The sequence below is a fragment of the Bradyrhizobium ferriligni genome, from assembly GCF_056837965.1.
Map to the genome: position 1 here is coordinate 24029 of NZ_JBXEJO010000040.1, position 17583 is coordinate 41611.

At 66.3% G+C, this 17583-nt stretch carries 14 protein-coding genes and 1 pseudogene; 1 reads left to right on the plus strand and 14 read right to left on the minus strand.

Annotation, left to right across the window (positions count from 1 at the left end; translation table 11 throughout):
• Positions 1-42 precede the first annotated feature (42 nt).
• The 5 genes and pseudogenes from ftsA to murB all read right to left on the minus strand — a co-directional run bounded on the left by ftsA (position 43) and on the right by murB (position 4602).
• On the minus strand, positions 43-1359 hold the full coding sequence (ftsA, locus tag AC1VNY_RS23560) for a cell division protein FtsA (protein ID WP_028332543.1): 1317 nt from the start codon (positions 1357-1359) through the stop codon (positions 43-45).
• Positions 1356-2366, minus strand: a complete 1011-nt coding sequence (locus AC1VNY_RS23565; RefSeq protein ID WP_482406968.1) for a cell division protein FtsQ/DivIB — start codon at positions 2364-2366, stop codon at positions 1356-1358. Before AC1VNY_RS23565 ends, ftsA begins: the two co-directional genes overlap by 4 nt.
• A pseudogene (locus AC1VNY_RS23570) lies at positions 2306-2600 on the minus strand (D-alanine--D-alanine ligase); the annotation flags it as partial. The gene AC1VNY_RS23565 and the pseudogene AC1VNY_RS23570, both read right to left, overlap by 61 nt.
• A 98-nt stretch (positions 2601-2698) precedes the next feature.
• Complete coding sequence (locus AC1VNY_RS23575; protein WP_212053753.1) at positions 2699-3685, minus strand: D-alanine--D-alanine ligase family protein; 987 nt, start codon at positions 3683-3685, stop codon at positions 2699-2701.
• Entirely contained in the window at positions 3685-4602 is a 918-nt protein-coding gene (murB, locus tag AC1VNY_RS23580) for a UDP-N-acetylmuramate dehydrogenase (RefSeq protein WP_482406969.1), read from the minus strand. Before murB ends, AC1VNY_RS23575 begins: the two co-directional genes overlap by 1 nt.
• Positions 4603-4622: 20 nt before the next feature.
• On the opposite strand from murB, the gene AC1VNY_RS23585 reads away from it, so the two are divergent.
• Positions 4623-4958 (plus strand): GIY-YIG nuclease family protein, encoded by a 336-nt coding sequence (locus AC1VNY_RS23585; RefSeq protein ID WP_253609924.1) that lies wholly within the window; start codon positions 4623-4625, stop codon positions 4956-4958.
• 56 nt (positions 4959-5014) lie between these two features.
• Here AC1VNY_RS23585 and murC read toward each other — a convergent pair whose 3' ends face one another.
• From murC to AC1VNY_RS23630, 9 genes are all read right to left on the minus strand, one after another.
• Positions 5015-6418, minus strand: coding sequence for a UDP-N-acetylmuramate--L-alanine ligase (gene murC, locus AC1VNY_RS23590; protein WP_482406970.1), 1404 nt, complete (start codon positions 6416-6418; stop codon positions 5015-5017).
• Positions 6419-6646: 228 nt separating this feature from the next.
• Complete coding sequence (locus AC1VNY_RS23595) at positions 6647-7486, minus strand: class I SAM-dependent methyltransferase (protein ID WP_482406971.1); 840 nt, start codon at positions 7484-7486, stop codon at positions 6647-6649.
• Positions 7487-7523: 37 nt separating this feature from the next.
• Positions 7524-8624: an undecaprenyldiphospho-muramoylpentapeptide beta-N-acetylglucosaminyltransferase gene (murG, locus tag AC1VNY_RS23600; RefSeq protein WP_482406972.1), complete on the minus strand. Its 1101-nt coding sequence runs from the start codon at positions 8622-8624 to the stop codon at positions 7524-7526.
• A gap of 35 nt (positions 8625-8659) precedes the next feature.
• On the minus strand, positions 8660-9811 hold the full coding sequence (gene ftsW / locus AC1VNY_RS23605; RefSeq protein WP_028342184.1) for a putative lipid II flippase FtsW: 1152 nt from the start codon (positions 9809-9811) through the stop codon (positions 8660-8662).
• A 470-nt stretch (positions 9812-10281) separates the two neighbouring features.
• The gene (gene murD / locus AC1VNY_RS23610; RefSeq protein ID WP_482406973.1) at positions 10282-11682 is read right to left on the minus strand and encodes a UDP-N-acetylmuramoyl-L-alanine--D-glutamate ligase; all 1401 of its coding nucleotides are present in this window, start codon (positions 11680-11682) and stop codon (positions 10282-10284) included.
• An 8-nt stretch (positions 11683-11690) separates the two neighbouring features.
• A complete protein-coding gene (gene mraY / locus AC1VNY_RS23615) occupies positions 11691-12797 on the minus strand; it encodes a phospho-N-acetylmuramoyl-pentapeptide-transferase (protein ID WP_016846578.1) in 1107 nt (368 codons plus the stop codon).
• A gap of 10 nt (positions 12798-12807) precedes the next feature.
• Complete coding sequence (locus AC1VNY_RS23620) at positions 12808-14241, minus strand: UDP-N-acetylmuramoylalanyl-D-glutamyl-2,6-diaminopimelate--D-alanyl-D-alanine ligase (protein ID WP_482406974.1); 1434 nt, start codon at positions 14239-14241, stop codon at positions 12808-12810.
• On the minus strand, positions 14238-15695 hold the full coding sequence (locus tag AC1VNY_RS23625; RefSeq protein WP_482406975.1) for a UDP-N-acetylmuramoyl-L-alanyl-D-glutamate--2,6-diaminopimelate ligase: 1458 nt from the start codon (positions 15693-15695) through the stop codon (positions 14238-14240). The genes AC1VNY_RS23620 and AC1VNY_RS23625 overlap by 4 nt, the downstream gene beginning before the upstream one ends.
• 123 nt (positions 15696-15818) lie before the next feature.
• Entirely contained in the window at positions 15819-17576 is a 1758-nt protein-coding gene (locus AC1VNY_RS23630; RefSeq protein ID WP_050385389.1) for a peptidoglycan D,D-transpeptidase FtsI family protein, read from the minus strand.
• Between the last annotated feature and the right edge of the window lie 7 nt (positions 17577-17583).

Here is a 17583-nt window from a genome sequence, read left to right on the forward strand (position 1 = left end):
CCGCCGGAGCTGGTGAAAATGCTGTGAGCCGGGGTGCGGTCATCAGAAGCCCTCGCGAAGCCATCGTCCGACCTTTCCGAAGTAACCGTCTGTCCCTGTCCTGAGCTGCCGCGTGCGCCGCGGTTCGACATGTTCAAGATGTGCGTATTGCGGATAGACCAGGAGGCCCGTCGGCACCGAGAACGAGGCGCCCTTCGCCTCGTTCGGCAGCCGGCCGAAGCCGAGCGGACGGCCGATGCGGACCTGACGGTTCAGGATGCGGGTCGCAAGCTCGACGGTGCCGGTGAGCTGCGAGGCGCCGCCGCTCAACACGACGCGCGCCCTCGGCTCCGCCGCAAAGGGGGAATCCGCGAGCCGGTCACGGACCATTTCGAAAATCTCCTCGGCGCGATGCCGGACAATGTTCGCAATCGTGGCGCGGGACACGATTTGCGGTGTCTCCCGATCATCGCCTGCGGTGGGAACGGACATCAGCTCGCGCGAGTCCGAACCGCCGGTCAGCACCGTGCCGTATAAGGTCTTGATTCGCTCGGCATCCGCAATGCACGCGCCGATGCCGCGCGCAAGATCCATCGTGATGTGTTGCCCGCCGAGCGCAAATCCGGATGCGTGCACGAGACGTCCGCCGGAGTATGTCGCGATCGTGGTCGATCCCGCGCCCATCTCGACGACGGCAGCGCCGAGATCGGCTTCGTCATCGGTCAGAACCGATAGACCCGCGACATAGGGGCTCGACGCCATGGCTTCGACGTTGAGATGGCAGCGCTCGACCACCAGCATCAGGTTCTTGGCGACCGTCGCGTCCGACGTCACCACATTCATGTCGACGCCGAACTGTCGCGCCACCATGCCTCTGGGATCGCGGATGCCCTTGACGCCGTCGAGCGCGTAGCCGACCGGCAGCGCGTGCAGCACGGTGCGGCCCGCGCCGGCGGCGTGGCGCATGCCGGCGGACGTGACGCGGCTGATATCGTCCGAGGTGACCGAGCCGCCGCGGATATCGGCCGCGGCTTCGACCAGCTGGCCATGCTGCCGGCCGCCGGAGACCGACAGCAGGACGGATTCGACACGGACCTTGGCCATGCGTTCGGCCAGCGCCACCGCGTGGCGCACCGCCTTCTCGCATTCGGCGAGATCGACGACGGAGCCGGCCTTGACGCCGCGCGACTGGATCTGGCTGTAGCCGATCAATTCGACCGCGTGGGTGCGTCCGCGCAGCGCCTCGTTCGGCGGCGACGGCCTGAGCCGCGCGATCATGCAGGCGATCTTGCTGGAGCCGACATCGAGCGAAGCCACCATCGCGGTGCGCTTCTGCATCGGGCGGGTCTTCGGGGTCAAATTGCGATCGAGGCCGGTCATGCGGAGTCACCGGCCTTCTTCTTGGACTTCTTGTCCTTGAACAGTTCGTCGCGCGCCTTGCCGGCGTCCTCGGACAATTGCACGATCAGCCGATCGGGCAGGCGCATGTCGACGGCGACAATGTCGCGCGAGAACAGCTTCTCATCCTTGTCGAGCCTGGAGAGCGCAGCGAGCGCGTTGCCGATGTCGTTCTCCGGCAGGCGGACGTCGAGACCGTCCTTGAGGCGCAGGTTCCAGCGCCGCTCGCCGACGAAGATCGCGGCCTTGGTCACCGAGCGCACCTGCGGGTAACGGTCGAGCAGCGCCAGGAAGTCGTGGGCTCTGACGTCGGCGCCTTTGCCGACCACGAGCGGCAGATTGAGGAAGCGGCGCGAGACGTAGGGCTCGAGCACCGCGCCGTCGGAAGCGATCACCGACAGGCGGCCGTTCTGCTGCCACAGCGCGAAGGCGGTGCGCTCGACGATGTCGATCTGCAGCCGGCCCGGATAGAGCTTCAGGATCGTGGCATCCGCGATCCAGGGATTGGCCTTCAGCTTGGCGCGCACGGTGTCGGCGTCGAGGAACAGCAGCGAGGAGCGGCCATTGACGCCGCCGATCGCGAGCACCTCGTCCTGGCTCAGCTGCTTGCGGCCGTTGATGCCGACGGTGGTGATGCGGAAGCCGGCGGTGTTGGCGAGCGCGTTGCGGGTGTCGCTGAGCGCGGTGGTGAATTCCTCGACATGGCCGCCCTTGACGATGCCGAGGCCAAGGCTGCCGAACAGGATCGCGAGCGTCGCGACCAGCCCGATGCGGCGCGGCAGATAGCGCTCGACCATCAGGATGTAGCGGTTCGGCGGCTTGCGATCGATGATGACTTGCGGCCGCCTGGCGGGGCGCCGCCTGCGCCGCGCGAGATGGGCGCCGACATATTCGCGCAGCAGCACCGCCGCTCCAATAGCGGCTGCTCTCAGGTCAGCTTGAGGCCCCAGCGATCGCAGCGATCGGGTGAGGCGTCCTGCACCATCCATTGCACGAGCTCGTCACATGTTGTGCCCGCAAACCCCGCGGGTCCCGGCACAAGTCACGTCTCGGCTAGACCGGTGGGATTAGAGTGGCCCCCTGTTCCCTGGTTGCGATCCTCGAAGCGGTAATCCGCGACAGCTCACGCCCCGGCAGCCAAGCGCTACATGCGCCGCCAGCGTTAACCTTCGGGCTTCCTGGTAAACAAACGGTAAACGACTTCGGCCTGGAGCGTGTTTTGATCAACGCTCTGAGTACTTTGCCGCGAACTCGTTAGCATTTTAGCAACAGCACCCGGGTTCCATCCGGCCGACCAGGCGGGTTCCCGCCCGGCCGGGCATTAACCTCGGACGCGGCGGCGGGCGAGCTCGATCTGGTCGTTGAGGAAGTCGGCAAAGGCGATACCCTGTGCTTTCAAGGCCTTAGGGTACAGTGATGCCGCGGTGAGCCCCGGCAGGGTGTTGGTCTCGAGGTAGACCGGGCCATTGGCCGAGACGATGAAATCGCTGCGCGAGTAGCCGGTACAGGACAACGCGCGGTGCGCCCGCAGCGCATGGTCCATGATCGCGGCGCTGACCTCGGGCGCGAAACGGCCAGGACAGATCTCCTGGGTCGACTTCAGCAGGTATTTGGCTGTGTAGTCGAAGGTTCCCTCCCCCGGCACGATCTCGATCGGCGGCAGCGCGAACACGGAGCCGTCGGACTGCTCGAGCACGCCGCAGGTCGCCTCCACGCCCGACACGAACGGCTCGATCAGATATTCTTCATGCTTCGCGGCATTGCGGACCGCGACAAGGTCCTGCTTCGCGTTGACGAAGATCAGCCCGTAGCTCGATCCGTCCTTGGCGGGCTTTGCAATCAGTCTGCCGTGTTTCGCGAAGGCGTCATCGATCTGCTCGACTGTGATGCCCTGCGGCGCGTTGAGACCTGCGATCGCGGCGAAACGCTTCGCTGACGGCTTGTCGAACGCCAGATGCGACGACGCTGAGCCGGAGCCGGTGAACGCGACACCACGCAGCTCGCACATCGCCTGCAATTCGCCATTCTCGGCGCGGCCGCCATGCAAACCGAACACCAGCACACGCTGCTCGGCGCTTGCCTTGTCGAGCGCCTGATCGAGCGCGATGCCGCGACCGTCGGGTTTGAAGTCGACCTCGAACGGACGCGTGTGGCCGAGCAGTTTTTCCGACGTCACCGCGTGCACGGTGTCGTCGACATCCCAGAACCAGAGGTCCGCGTCGGGCAGCGCACGGTGCAGCGCCTGCGTGCTCGCCACCGAGACCAGCCGCTCCTTGTTGGTGCCGCCGAACAGAATGGTCACCTGCATCAGCTTTTCCCGATCCGCTTGATTTCCCAGTGTAGCTCAATTCCGCTGCTTTGCTTGACCCGTTCGCGCACCGTCTCGCCGAGCGTCTCGATGTCATGCCCGGTGGCGTTGCCGGTGTTGATCAGGAAATTGCAGTGCATCTCCGACACCTGCGCGCCGCCGACCTTGAGGCCGCGGCAGCCGGCGGCGTCGATCAGCTTCCAGGCGCTGTTGCCAGGCGGATTCTTGAAGGTCGAGCCGCCGGTCTTCTCGCGGATCGGTTGCGCGGTCTCGCGATGGGTCTGCACCTCGTTCATGCGGGCCCGGATCACCTCAGTATCGGTGATCCTGCCGCGGAAGCGCGCCGAGGTGAACACGATGGACGGATCGACGCCGCTGTTGCGATAGATGAACTTCATGTCGGCATTACCGAACGTATGCTTCGTTCCGTCGCGGCCGATGCCGGTGGCCTCGATCAGCACGTCCTTGGTCTCGCCGCCATTGGCGCCGGCATTCATGCGCAGCGCGCCGCCGACCGTGCCGGGAATGCCGAAGAAGAATTCCATGCCGCCGATATTGGCGGCCGCAGCCGTCTCGGCGACGCGCTTGTCGAGCGCCGCAGCACCAGCGGTGACGACATCGCCGGCCGCGCTGGTCTCTCCGAAGGCGCGCGGCGCGAGCCGGATCACGACGCCGGGCATGCCGCCATCGCGCACGATCAGATTGGAGCCGACGCCAACGACATAGACCGGCAGCCCCGGCGGCAGGCGCGTCAGGAAATAGGCGAGGTCATCTTCATCTGCCGGCGTGAACAACACCTGCGCCGGCCCGCCGACGCGAAACCACGTCAGCTCCGCCAGCGACTGGTTCGCCAGCAGCCGCCCGCGCAGCTCCGGCATCGCGGCTTTCAGGTCCGGCGTGATGTCGGGAAAGGTCATGGGTGACCTCTCCATCCGTCATGGCCGGGCTTGTCCCGGCCATCCACGTCTTGCAGTATCTCCACATGGCAGGGGGATACGTCTATTTTCTGACCAACCGTCCGAACGGCGTGCTCTACGTCGGGGTAACGAGCGATCTCGTCCGCCGGATATTCGAGCACCGTTCCGGCTTCGTCGATGGCTTCACCAAGCGATACGGACTGAAGCGACTCGTCTACTTTGAGCACTTTGACGACATCCGTACAGCCATCCAGCGCGAACACACCATCAAGCATTGGCCGCGCGCTTGGAAGATCCGCAAGATCATCGCAGCGAACCCGAACTGGGACGACCTGTACGACACGATAGTTCAGTGAAGACGTGGATGGCCGGGACAAGCCCGGCCATGACGTGGATGGATACGAGGCCATCATCACCCCAGCGCCTTCAATTCGTCGGGCAGCGCGTAGGCCCATTGCGTGATGTTGCCGGCGCCGAGGCAGACGACGAGGTCACCGGGCTTGGCAAGACCGTGCACGATCTTCGCGAGCTCGCCCGCGTTAGGCAGTGGGACAACGTTGCGATGGCCGTGGGCGCGCAGGCCGGCGGCGAAATGGTCGCGGTCGATGCCGGCGATCGGCGCCTCGCCCGCCGGATAGACCTCGGCGACGACGACCGCATCGGCATCGTTGAAGCAGGTGCAGAACTCCTCGAACAGCGATTGCAGGCGGGTGTAGCGATGCGGCTGCACCACGGCGACGATCTTGCCGTTGACGGATTCCCGCGCCGCCTTCAGCACCGCTGCGATCTCGACCGGATGATGACCGTAGTCGTCGATCACGGTGATGCCGTTGGTCTCGCCGGTTTTGGTGAAGCGCCGCTTGACGCCGCCGAAGCCGGCCATGGCCTGGCGGATGACCTCGTCGGACACGCCGAGCTCGTGCGCGACCGCGATCGCCGCCGTCGCATTCGATGCGTTGTGGCGCCCCGGCATCGGCAGCATGATATCGGCGATCTCATGGACCGTGCCGGATTTGCGATCGCGGATCGCGACCGAGAATTTCGAGCCGCCGCCTATCGGCGTCAGATCCTTGAGCTGCGCATCGGCCTGCGGGTTCTGGCCGTAGGTGATGATGCGGCGGTCTTCGATCTTGCCGACGAGTGTCTGCACGACTGGATGATCGGTGCACATCACGGCAAAGCCGTAGAACGGGACGTTCTCGACGAAATTGCGGAACGCGTCCTGGATCGCCTCGAAGGTCTTGAAGTGATCGAGATGCTCGGGGTCGATATTGGTGACGATGACGACATCGGACGGCAGCTTCAGGAAGGTGCCGTCGCTCTCGTCCGCCTCGACCACCATCCAGTCGCCGGCCCCGAGCCGCGCGTTGGAGCCGTAGGCATTGATGATGCCGCCATTGATCACGGTCGGATCGAGTCCACCGGCGTCGAGCAGGGTCGCCACCATCGTCGTTGTGGTGGTCTTGCCATGGGTGCCGGCGATCGCGACGCAGCTCCTCAGCCGCATCAGTTCCGCCAGCATCTCGGCGCGCCGCACCACCGGAATGCGCCGCGCGCGCGCCGCCATCAGTTCGGGATTGTCGCGCTTGATCGCAGTCGAGACCACGACGACATCAGCGCCGTCGACATTCTCGGCGGTATGGCCGACCGAGACCTTGGCGCCCTTCTTGCGCAACCGGTCGAGGTTGTAATTGTCCGAAGCATCGGAACCCTGCACGGTGTAGCCGAGATTGATCAGCACCTCGGCGATGCCGCTCATGCCGATGCCGCCGATCCCGACGAAGTGAATGGGTCCGATCTCGCGCGGCAGTCTCATGATCCAGTTCCTGACATCATCATCCGCCCTGTGCAAACTTCGCTGCGGAGCGGACGATTTGGCTTCTCTATGCGCGTCATGGCGACGGCGCGGACTACTGGATGCCCCGCTTTTCCCATGCGTGACAAGGGCTTTTTCCACCCCGCGGCCGTGGAAATGTCGCCGTTGTCAGCTACCGGCCGGCGGTTGCGATCTGACATCACGGACATCTCCATGGCGGCCCGGCGGCTACGCCGCTCCCTGCCGCACAGCGCGCGCCGCGAACTCGTCCTGCATCTCGACGACGCGAAGGTAATTGCGCAGCCGGTTGGTCTCGAGCGCGCGCAGCAGCTTGTTCTGGTGATAGGGCAGCACGAGCTCGGCAAGCTGCGCGCTCCAGGCGGCGTCCATGTCGAACAGCACCCCCAAGCCGAACACGGCGGGGATCTCGGCGAAGCCGAACTCCCTGCCCTGCGCGAGTTCTTCAGCCAGGAAGTCATCGATCGCGGTCATCACACCGTTGCGCGCGCCGCCGGCAATGTTGGCGAATGCGGCGAGGCCCGCGCCGCGAAATCCACGGCCTTCGACCAGCGCCGGGCGATCCAGCGTGGCGCCGGCATCGTAACTGTGCGGATGGCGATACGCGGCCGGAATCTGCTCGGGCGCGTAATACATGTCGCGCCGCCCGCAGGGCCAGCCAACATCGTGCAGGAAGACCAGAACCGGCTTGCCGGCGCGACGGCTGATCGCATTGATCTGACGCAGCTCGTGATAGACGGTGTACCAGTTGTGGTCGCCGTCGACGATCCAGGCATCGGCGGCATCAAGTTCGCCGAACGCCTCGAGGCTGGGCTTCGCGACGTGACGCACATCCGGATTGCCGCTCACCCAATCGATGAATTCACGCTTCGGCGCGGGATCGACGCTGGTGAGCCGACCGCCGCGCGCCCGGCAGTGATCGGCGAGCAGCGCCGACATGCCGCCATACTCGGCGCCGATCTCGACGATATCCAGCGCGTCCGCCAGCCGCAGCGCCTCCAGGATCAGCTCCGAGAATTCCGAGACGGAATGAATCAAGAGCCCCGTCATGATCAAGTCTCCCCCGGCGTCCTGCCGGATTGGCGCATCAAATCCCGGCCACTTTCGCAACCAGATCGGCGAGCCGTTCGGCGGCATCGAGCCGGCCGACGCCGCGCGCCGACGCCGCCATCGCGGCCAGCTTCGCGGGCTCGGCGGCGAAGGCCGAAATGTCGGCGGCCAGCCGCTCCGGCGTGAAGTCGCTCTGCGCGATGCGCAGCGCGCCGCTCGCCTGCGACAGCACACCGGCATTGGCGAACTGGTCCTGATCGATCGCGCCCGGCAGCGGCACCAGGATCGAGGGCCGGCCGATCGCGGCGAGCTCGGCGACCGTGCCGGCGCCGGAACGCGAGATCACGAGCTGGCTCGAGGCGAGGCGCGCCGGCAGGTCGGCGAAGAACGGCGCGAGCTCGGCGTTGATCTCGAGCCGATCATAGACCTCGCGCACCCGATTCATGTCCTCTTCGCGCACCTGCTGGGTGATGATCAGACGGCTCCACAGCGCGGGCGCGAGCTGCTCGATCGCCGGCGGCACGATATCGCTCATCACCCGCGCGCCCTGGCTGCCGCCGACGACGAGCAGGCGCAGCGGCCCGTTCGCCTCGGGCGGCGTGTACTTCACTGCCGCAGCCGCAAGGATCGCCGGCCGCATCGGCGTGCCGACCGTGGTTGCCTTGCCCGCGAGCGCGGGATCGCGATCGAGCACGCCGGGCAGCGAGGTCGCGATCGCGTTGACGCGGCCGGAGAGGAAACGATTGGCACGGCCGAGCACCGCATTGGCGTCATGGATGATGCCGGGCACGCCGAGCAGCCGAGCCGCCATCAACGGCGGCAAGGTCGGGTAACCGCCGAAGCCGACCACGGCCGCGGGCTTCAGCCGCCGCACCAGATTGGCAGCGACCAGCGTGCCGTAGCCGAGCATCAGCGCGGTCCGCGCCAGCGAGATCGGGTTGCGGCTGCGCACGGTCGCGCTCGGCACGAGGTCGATGCTCTCCCGGCCGAACAGGCCGGAATAGCGCAGCGCGCGGCCGTCGGTGGCGAGCCGGACGCGCAGGCCACGCCTGATCAATTCCACGGCGAGCGCTTCGGCCGGGAACAGATGGCCGCCGGTGCCACCGGCCGCCAGCAGAATCAGGGGCGCGTTGTCCATGGCTTCCAGATAACCGACACGACCGTCACAGTCACCTACGCGTAGGCGCGCTGAGCGCTGGCGCCTTCCATCGATTCGATCTCGGTGCGCGGTCGCTGCCGCGTCAGCGCCAGCATCATGCCGACGCCATAGGCGAGCGACACGAACGAGGAGCCGCCATAGGAGATGAACGGCAGCGTCATGCCCTTGGCCGGGATCAGTTGCAGATTGACCGCCATATTGATCGTCGCCTGCACGCCGAACAGGATCGCAAGCCCCGAGGCTGCGAAGCGCGAGAACATATCCTCGGTGGCATAGGCGCGGGTCAGCGTGCGGATCACGATGAAACCGAACAGCGCGACCAGCATCAAGCAGAGGATGATGCCGAACTCTTCCGCCGCGACCGCGAACACAAAGTCGGTGTGGCTGTCCGGCAGGCTGCGCTTGGCGATGCCCTCGCCCGGCCCCAAGCCGAACCAGCCGCCGTTCCAGAACGCCTCCATCGCGGTGTCGACCTGGAAGGTGTCGCCGGAGGCGGGATTCATGAAGCGCTTGATGCGGCCGGCGACGTGCGGCACCAGCAGGTAGGCGCCGAACAGGCCCGCGCCCGCCGCGCCGGCGAGCCCGAACACCCAGATCATCCGCATGCCCGCGATGAAGAACAGCGCGCCCCACACGGTGAGGATCAGCATGGTCTGACCGAAGTCGGGCTCCATCACCAGGAGCGTGACCAGCGTCAGCAACAGCACCAGCGCCATCGAGGTCGCCGGCATCTCCGGCCGCTTGGTCGATTCCGCGAACAGCCAGGCCGCGACGATGACGAAGGAGGGTTTTGCGGCTTCGGAGGCCTGGATGTTGACGCCGAGCAGCGTGATCCAGCGCCGCGAGCCCTTGACCTCGGGTCCGATCAGCAGCGTCAGCACGATCAGCGCGATCGAGACCGCGAACACGATCAGCGCGGTGCGCCGGATCTGCCGCGGCGTCATGAACGAGACGCCGATCAGCACCATCAGCGACGGCACCAGGAACATGACGTGGCGGTTGAAGAAGTGGAACGGATCGAGCCCGATCCGGGTCGCCACCGGCGGACTCGCCGCCAGCGACAGGATGACGCCGGCCAGCATCAACGCGGCGATCGCGACAAGCAGCAGCTTGTCGACGGTCCACCACCAGTCCGAGAACGGGGTGCGTTGGTCACGGGCGAGCATGGGCGTCCCCAGATGGCAGAGATAACGTCCATTCGTGGCGCAGGATGGTTTCCAAGGGGTTAACGGGATGGGTAACTTTTGAGGGAGGTGGAGCGGCGCCTCAAGCACAGCTGTCTGGATGCCAGCATGGGCGCGGCATGACACCGGAGAGAATGATAGCCCACGGCTCATTCCACGCGTCGTCCCTGCGAAAGCAGGGACCCATACTCCGCGGCGGATGTTGTTGAAGCGACTCGTCGTTCCAACATCGCGCAACGATCAGCGTCGGTGGTTATGGGTCCCTGCTTTCGCAGGGACGACACCGAGTGTTTGGCACGATCTATAGCATTGAGTTGCGCTTCTGATAAAGCGAAATACTTTTGCGCGCGGGAATTGACAGGTTTTTGCTGAGTTGCCCGTCGTGTCGATTATGCAACAGGTGCGATGGGTTTCGCCGCGCTCTACCCATCCTGCGATTCTACGACGTGACGTCACACGACCGGCTTGACGCCGGGCAGTGCCTGGACGATGTCGCGAAACGCCGTGCCGCGGATTTCGAAATTGCGGTACTGGTCGAACGAGGCGCAGGCCGGCGACAGCAGCACGACGGCCTCCGCGAGCCCCGACGCCTCGGCATCGCGCGCGGCGCTGGCGATCGCGACGTCGAGCGTGCCGGACATGTCGTGCGGGACGCGCTCGCCGAGCGTGCCGGAGAATTCGGCCGCCGCCTCGCCGATCAGATAGGCCTTGCGGATGCGCGGGAAGTAGCCGGTCAGGCTGGTGATGCCGCCGGCCTTCGGCTTGCCGCCGGCGATCCAGTAGATGTCGGCGAACGAGGATAGCGCATGCGCGGCCGCATCCGCGTTGGTGCCCTTGGAGTCGTTGACGAACAGCACGTTGCCGCGGCGGCCGACCTGCTCCATGCGATGGGCGAGACCCGGGAAGCTGCGCAGGCCGTTCTGCAAGACGTCGGTCGCGATCCCCATCGCCAGCGCGCAGGCCGAGGCGCAGGCGGCGTTCTGCGCATTGTGCAGGCCGCGCAGCGAGCCGATGCCCCCTAGCCGCGCGATCTCGCTGCGCGCCGCGCCGGAGGCACGCACGATGGTCTCGTGCTCGACATAGAGGCCGTCGGGCAGCGGGTTCTTCACCGAGATGCGCACCACGCGCTTGCCGGCGCGATCGAGCCGGTCGGCGATGTTGCGGCACCAGATGTCGTCGACGCCTGTTATCGCGGTGCCGCCGGCCTGCACGCCGGCGACCAGCCGCTCCTTGACCGCAGCGTAATGCTCGAGCGTGCCGTGGCGATCGATGTGATCCTCGCTGATGTTGATCAGGATGCCGACCGACGGATCGAGCGACGGTGCGAGGTCGATCTGGTAGGACGACATCTCGATCACGTGGACACGCCCCATGCGCGGCGGCTCCAGCGACAGGATCGCGGTGCCGATATTGCCGCCCATCTGGGTATCGTAGCCGGCGACATCAATCAGATGCGCGATCAGCGCGGTGGTGGTCGACTTGCCGTTGGTGCCGGTGATGGCGACGAAAGGCGCGTTCGGCGCGTGACGGCGGCGCTCGCGGCAGAACAGTTCGACGTCGCCGATCACCTCGCAGCCCGCCTCGCGCGCCTTCAGCACGCTCCAATGCGGCGCCGGATGGGTCAGCGGCGCGCCGGGGGTCAGGATCAGCGCGGCGAAATTCGCCCACGACACGGTGCGCAGATCGGCGGTGGTGAAGCCGGCCTGCGCCGCCTTGACGACGTTGTCGGCATTGTCGTCGGCAGCGATCACCTCGGCGCCGCCGGCCTTCAGCGCGTGGCAGCTCGCGAGCCCGGAGCCGCCGAGACCGAATACCGCGACCGTCTTGCCGGAGAAGGAGGTGACCGGGATCATGGCGGCGCTCAGCGCAGCTTGAGGGTGGAGAGGCCGGCGAGCGCCAGCATCACCGAGATGATCCAGAACCGGATCACGATCTGCGGTTCGGTCCAGCCCTTCTGCTCGAAATGATGGTGCAGCGGCGCCATCCGGAACACGCGCTTGCCGGTGAGCTTGAACGAGGTGACCTGGACGATGACCGAGACCGCCTCCAGTACGAACAGGCCGCCGATCACAGCGAGCACGATCTCGTGCTTCACCGCAACCGCCGTCGCGCCCAGCATGCCGCCGAGCGCCAACGAGCCGGTGTCGCCCATGAAGATCGAGGCCGGCGGCGCGTTGAACCAGAGGAAGCCGAGGCCCGCGCCAAGCACCGCGCCGCAGAGCACCGCCAGTTCGCCGGTGCCGGCGACGTAATTGATCTGCAGGTAATCCGAGAACACCGCGTTGCCGGTCAGGTACGAGATCATGCCGAAGCTCGCGGCGGCAATCATCACGGGCACGATCGCAAGACCGTCGAGACCGTCGGTGAGATTGACCGCATTGCCGGCGCCGACCATCACGAAGGCGCCGAAGATCACGAAGAACCAGCCGAAATTGATCACGAGGTCCTTGAAGAACGGAATCACGAGCGAGGTCGACGACACGTCGCGGCCGAGCCGGACCAGCGCGTAGGTGGCGGCGAGCCCGATCGCCGCTTCGATCAGCAGCCGCAGCTTGCCAGCGAAGCCAGAGTGTGACTGCTTTGTGACCTTCAAATAGTCGTCATAGAACCCGACGAAGCCGAAGCCGAGCGTCACCGCCAGCACGATCCAGACATAGGGATTGAGCGGGTTGGCCCAGAGCAGCGTCGAAACCACGAGCCCGGACAGGATCATCAGCCCGCCCATGGTGGGCGTGCCCTTCTTCGAGATCAGATGCGACTGCGGACCATCGGTCCGGATCGGCTGGCCCTTGCCCTGCCGCAACCGCAGATGATCGATGATCCAGGGCCCGAACAGGAATACGAACAGCGCGCCGGTCACCATCGCACCGCCGGTGCGGAACGTGATGTAGCGGAACACGTTCAGCGCGCTGCGGAATGCCCCAAACCCCGGAACGGTGTTGGACAGTTCGATCAACCAGTAGAACATTCGAGGAGTCCTATACCGCTTCTTCGTGCGCGGCCTTGTCGGGGAAGCGTTTTTCCAGCGCGCTGACAATGAGCTTCATCTTCGATCCCAGCGAGCCCTTCACCATGATCACGTCACCGGCACGGACCGCGGCGACCGCCTGCGCTTCGAGCGCCGCCGAGCTCTCGGCATAGCCTCCCCGCTTGCCGGTGGAAAGGGCATCCCACAGATTCCGCATCAGCGGACCACAACAATATACGAGGTCGATGCGGTTGGCGGTCACGGCCTCGTTGAGGCTGCGGTGCAAATCGGGCCCGGTCGGCCCGAGTTCGAGCATGTCGCCGAGCACGGCGATGCGCCGGCCATGCGGCCCGGTCTGGGCCTGGCCGAGCACGTTGAGCGCGGCCCCCATCGAGGCCGGGTTGGCGTTGTAGCTCTCGTCGATCAGCATCGCCTCGCCATGGCCGACCTCGAGGGTACGACGGAAGCCGCGGCCGGTCGGCGCCTCGAGCTGCGACAGCGACAGCGCCGCGCGCGCGATATCGGCGCCGAGCAGCGAAGCGCCGGCGAGCACCGCGAGCGAGTTCATCGCCATGTGCCGGCCGGGCATGCCGATCTTGTAGGTGATGTCGTGATCCAGAATATCCGCATGCACCGCCGAGCAGGTCGCGTGCAGCGACAGGTCGAGCAGCCGCGCCTCGGCGCGCTTGTCGGCGCCGAACGAGACGATGCGCGAGATGCCGGCCTGCTTTGCCTGCTTCTGCAGCCGCGCGAATTGTCCGTTGTCGCGGTTGAGCACGACCGCGCCATCGGGCTCGAGCCCTGCGAAGATCTCCGCCTTGGCGTCGGCGATCGCCTCGATGCCGGCGAAGAATTCCAGATGCACCGGCTCGATCGTGGTGATGATTGCGACGTGCGGGCGCACCATCTTCACCAGTGGCGTGATCTCGCCGGCATGGTTCATGCCGATCTCGAACACCGCAAAGCGCGTGCTGGCCGGGCAACGCGCCAGCGACAGCGGCACACCCCAATGATTGTTGAACGACGCCACCGACGCATGGGTCTCGCCCTGCGCCGACAGCACGCGGCGCAGCGCCTCTTTCGTCGAGGTCTTGCCGACCGAGCCGGTCACCGCGATGATCTGCGCGTTGAGCCGCGCGCGCGAGGCATGGGCGAGCTCGACGAGAGCGGCGAGCACGTCGTCGACCACCAGCAGCGGCGCATCAGCGGGAAACTTTGCCCGTTGCGCGGTCTCGACCACCGCGAGCCCGGCGCCGGCCTTCAGCGCCGCCTCGACGAAGGCATGGCCGTCATGGACGTCGCCCTTGATCGCGAAATACGCCTCGCCCTTTGCAATGGTGCGGCTGTCGATCGAGAGACCGCTGACGCCGTCCGGCAGCGCGCCTTGCGTGGCGGCGCGCATCGCCGTCGCCATCGCATCCGAGGTCCACAACATCGTGCTCATGCGCCCTCCGCAGCCAGTGCACTGGCGACCGCTTCATGATCGCTGAACGGCAGCGTCGTGTTGCCGACGATCTGCCCGACCTCGTGGCCCTTGCCGGCAACGACCAGCGCATCGCCCGGCGCGAGGCCGGCAATTCCGGCGCGGATCGCCGCGGCGCGGTCGCCGATCTCGCGCGCGCCCTTCGCCGTCGCCATGATCGCGGCGCGGATCGCCTCCGGCTTCTCGCTGCGCGGATTGTCGTCGGTGACAATGACCTGATCGGCATTCTCGGCCGCGATCGCGCCCATGATCGGACGCTTGCCGGCGTCACGGTCGCCGCCGGCGCCGAAGATCACGACGAGCTTGCGCTTGGCATAGGGCCGCAGCGCCTGCAGCGCCTTGGCGAGCGCGTCGGGCTTGTGGGCGTAGTCGACGAAGATCGGCGCGCCGTTGTGCTCGCCGACGAATTCCAGCCGGCCCTTGGCGCCTTCGAGATGTTCGAGGCAGCCGAACACGTCGGCGGCGGCGCTGCCGGTGCCGATCGCAAGCCCGGCCGCGACCAGCGCGTTCTCGATCTGGAATTCGCCGACCAGCGGCAGCCGGATCGCGTGCTTGCGCCCGCGGTGCTCGATCGTAAGCCGCTGGGCAAAGCCTTCGATGGCGGCATCGAGGAGCTTGATGCCATCGCCTGCATCGGCGTTGCGCCCGACCGCGATGATGCGCAGGCTGCGCGAGCGCGCCGCATCGATCACCGCGCCCGAACAGTCATGGTCGGCCGAGATCACCGCGGCGCCGCCAGGCGCGACGAGATCGCGGAACAGCCGGAGTTTTGCGTTGAGGTAATGCGCGACATCGGGATGATAATCCATGTGGTCGCGCGACAGATTGGTGAAGCCGCCGGCGGCGATGCGCACCCCATCGAGACGAAACTGGTCGAGGCCGTGCGAGGACGCCTCGAACGCCAGATGCGTGACGCCGTCGCTCGCGATCTCGTCGAGCTGGCGATGCAGCGCGATCGGATCCGGCGTGGTCAGCGAGCCGTAGACCGTGCGCTTGTCCGAGACGAGGCCGATGGTGCCGATGCTGGCGGAGGAATGACCGAGCCGCTGCCAGATCTGGCGCGTGAACGCTGCGACCGAGGTCTTGCCGCTGGTGCCGGTCACCGCCGCGATCGTCGCCGGTTGGCGGGAAAAGAATTTGGCCGCGGCGAGCGCCAGCGCGCGGCGCGGATTCGGCGTGATGACGAAGGGGGCGCGAGCGTGACCTTGCGGCAGATGGTCGCTGACGACCGCGACCGCGCCGGCGGCGATTGCCGCATCGACGAAGCGCGCGCCGTCGGTCCTGCTGCCGGCCAGCGCGAAGAACAGGTCGCCCGGCTTCACCGCCCGGCTGTCGACCGCAAGCCCTCCGACGACGATGGTGTCGGCACTTGGATCGATCGTGGCATCGGCGTCGAAGAGGTCGCGAAGTCTCATGATCTTCCAGTCTGGCCGGCGCCGTTCTGGCGCCGTCGCTTGAGCATGATCTATCCGGAAAACCGCATCGCATTTTTCGCTAACGCGGCCGTTCCGGTCCGGATCATGCCGTGAATGTACGCCTTACTGGGTTGTTCTGGATGCCGCAAGAATAAGGCGGTCGGACGGCGGCAGGTCGAATCGCGGTTCAACGCCCAAAAGCGGCGCAATTCGGGCGATCACATTGCCGCCGGTCGGCACCGCATTCCAGCCCGAGGTGATGAACCCGTAGGTCTCCTTCAGGGGCTGCGGCTCGTCGAGCATGATCAGGAGCTGGTATTTCGGATTGTCGGCGGGCAGGATCGCGGTGAAGGCGTTGAGCACGCGCTTCTTGGCGTAGCGGCCGTTGATCACCTTCTCCGCGGTGCCGGTCTTGCCGCCGATATAGTAGCCCTTGACGTCGGCCTTCTTCGCGGTGCCGATCTCGGCATTGAGCCGCATCAGATAGCGCATCTTGTCCGAGGTCTCGGGCTTGATGACGCGCTTGGCGAGCGCCATCGCCTCCTGCTCGGTGCGCTTCAGGAAGGTCGGCGGGATCAGGTAGCCGCCATTGACCAGCGCATCGATGCCCATCACCGCCTGCAGCGGCGCCACCGCGATGCCGTGACCGAACGAGATGGTGACGGTGTTCAACTCTCCCCACTTCTTCGGCACGATCGGCGACGCGCTCTCCGGCAGTTCGGTGCGCAGCCGCTCGAGCTGCCCCATCTTGCGCAGGAAGGCCTTGTGCGCGTCGACGCCCATCGCCAGCGCAATGCGCCCGGCGCCGATGTTGGAGGAATAGTAGAACACCTCCTTCATGTTGATCATGCGGCCCATGTTGTGATCGTCATGGATCGCGAACTTGCCGTAGTGCAGCGGGCCGCGCGCATCCCACATCGAATTGAGGTCGAACCGGCCGCTATCCAGCGCCATCGCCAGCGTGAACGCCTTGAAGGTCGAGCCCATCTCGTAGACGCCGGTGGTCAGGCGGTTGATGCGGTCGGGATCGTGCGCCTCCTTCGGATTGTTCGGATCGAAATCCGGCAGCGAAACCATCGCCACGATCTCGCCGGTGCGCACGTTGGAAACGAGGCCGGAGGCGGCCTTGGCCTTGAACTTCTCCTTTGCCTTGAGCAGTTCGTCACGCAGCGCATGCTCGACGCGCAGGTCGACCGACAGCTCAACCGGCTTCTGCAGCCGGTCGGTGGCGAAGCCCGCACGATGCAGATCGGCCAGACCGTTGCTGTCCAGCCACTTCTCCATGCCGGCGATGCCCTGGTTGTCGATATTGACGAGGCCGATCAGGTGGGCGACCTCGTTGCCGGTCGGATAGACGCGCTTGTTCTCGCGCAGGAAGCCGACGCCGGGAAGGCCGAGGCGATGGATGTCGCTCTGCTGCTTCGGCGTGATCTCGCGCTTCAACCAGACGAAGCCCTTGCGCGACGACAGACGGTCGCGCACCTCGCTGGTGTCGAGATCGGGCAAGGCTCCGGTCAAGAGCTCGATCGCCTCGTCCTTGTCGATGAGGCGGCGCGGCTCGGCGAACAGGCTCGGCGCCTTGACGTCGGTGGCGAGGATTTCGCCGTTGCGGTCGGTGATGTCGGGCCTCGCGGTCGCGATCGCGTCCTGCGAGGCGGTGCGGCGCGCGCCGTGGCTGTCGGCGCCGACGGCGAACAGCACCAGCCTCCCCGCCAGCACGCAATAGACCGCGGCGAAAGCGAGGATGGCGAGGCCAACGCGCGCGCGCGCCTTGGCGGCGCGGTCGACATTGCTGCCATAGAGCAGCGTGCGGATCAGCCGCTGGTTCCAGGGCTCGGCGGGCTTCACGGCCGGCGTGTTGGCGGGTGCCGGATCGGTCATGGCTGGT

Coding starts and splice junctions, on each gene's coding strand:
- ftsA (WP_028332543.1), bottom strand. CDS start 1,359: ATGACCGGCCTCGATCGCAATTTGACCCCGAAGACCCGCCCGATGCAG.
- AC1VNY_RS23565 (WP_482406968.1), bottom strand. CDS start 2,366: ATGGATGGTGCAGGACGCCTCACCCGATCGCTGCGATCGCTGGGGCCT.
- AC1VNY_RS23575 (WP_212053753.1), bottom strand. CDS start 3,685: ATGCAGGTGACCATTCTGTTCGGCGGCACCAACAAGGAGCGGCTGGTC.
- murB (WP_482406969.1), bottom strand. CDS start 4,602: ATGACCTTTCCCGACATCACGCCGGACCTGAAAGCCGCGATGCCGGAG.
- AC1VNY_RS23585 (WP_253609924.1), top strand. CDS start 4,623: ATGGCCGGGCTTGTCCCGGCCATCCACGTCTTGCAGTATCTCCACATG.
- murC (WP_482406970.1), bottom strand. CDS start 6,418: ATGAGACTGCCGCGCGAGATCGGACCCATTCACTTCGTCGGGATCGGC.
- AC1VNY_RS23595 (WP_482406971.1), bottom strand. CDS start 7,486: ATGACGGGGCTCTTGATTCATTCCGTCTCGGAATTCTCGGAGCTGATC.
- murG (WP_482406972.1), bottom strand. CDS start 8,624: ATGGACAACGCGCCCCTGATTCTGCTGGCGGCCGGTGGCACCGGCGGC.
- ftsW (WP_028342184.1), bottom strand. CDS start 9,811: ATGCTCGCCCGTGACCAACGCACCCCGTTCTCGGACTGGTGGTGGACC.
- murD (WP_482406973.1), bottom strand. CDS start 11,682: ATGATCCCGGTCACCTCCTTCTCCGGCAAGACGGTCGCGGTATTCGGT.
- mraY (WP_016846578.1), bottom strand. CDS start 12,797: ATGTTCTACTGGTTGATCGAACTGTCCAACACCGTTCCGGGGTTTGGG.
- AC1VNY_RS23620 (WP_482406974.1), bottom strand. CDS start 14,241: ATGAGCACGATGTTGTGGACCTCGGATGCGATGGCGACGGCGATGCGC.
- AC1VNY_RS23625 (WP_482406975.1), bottom strand. CDS start 15,695: ATGAGACTTCGCGACCTCTTCGACGCCGATGCCACGATCGATCCAAGT.
- AC1VNY_RS23630 (WP_050385389.1), bottom strand. CDS start 17,576: ATGACCGATCCGGCACCCGCCAACACGCCGGCCGTGAAGCCCGCCGAG.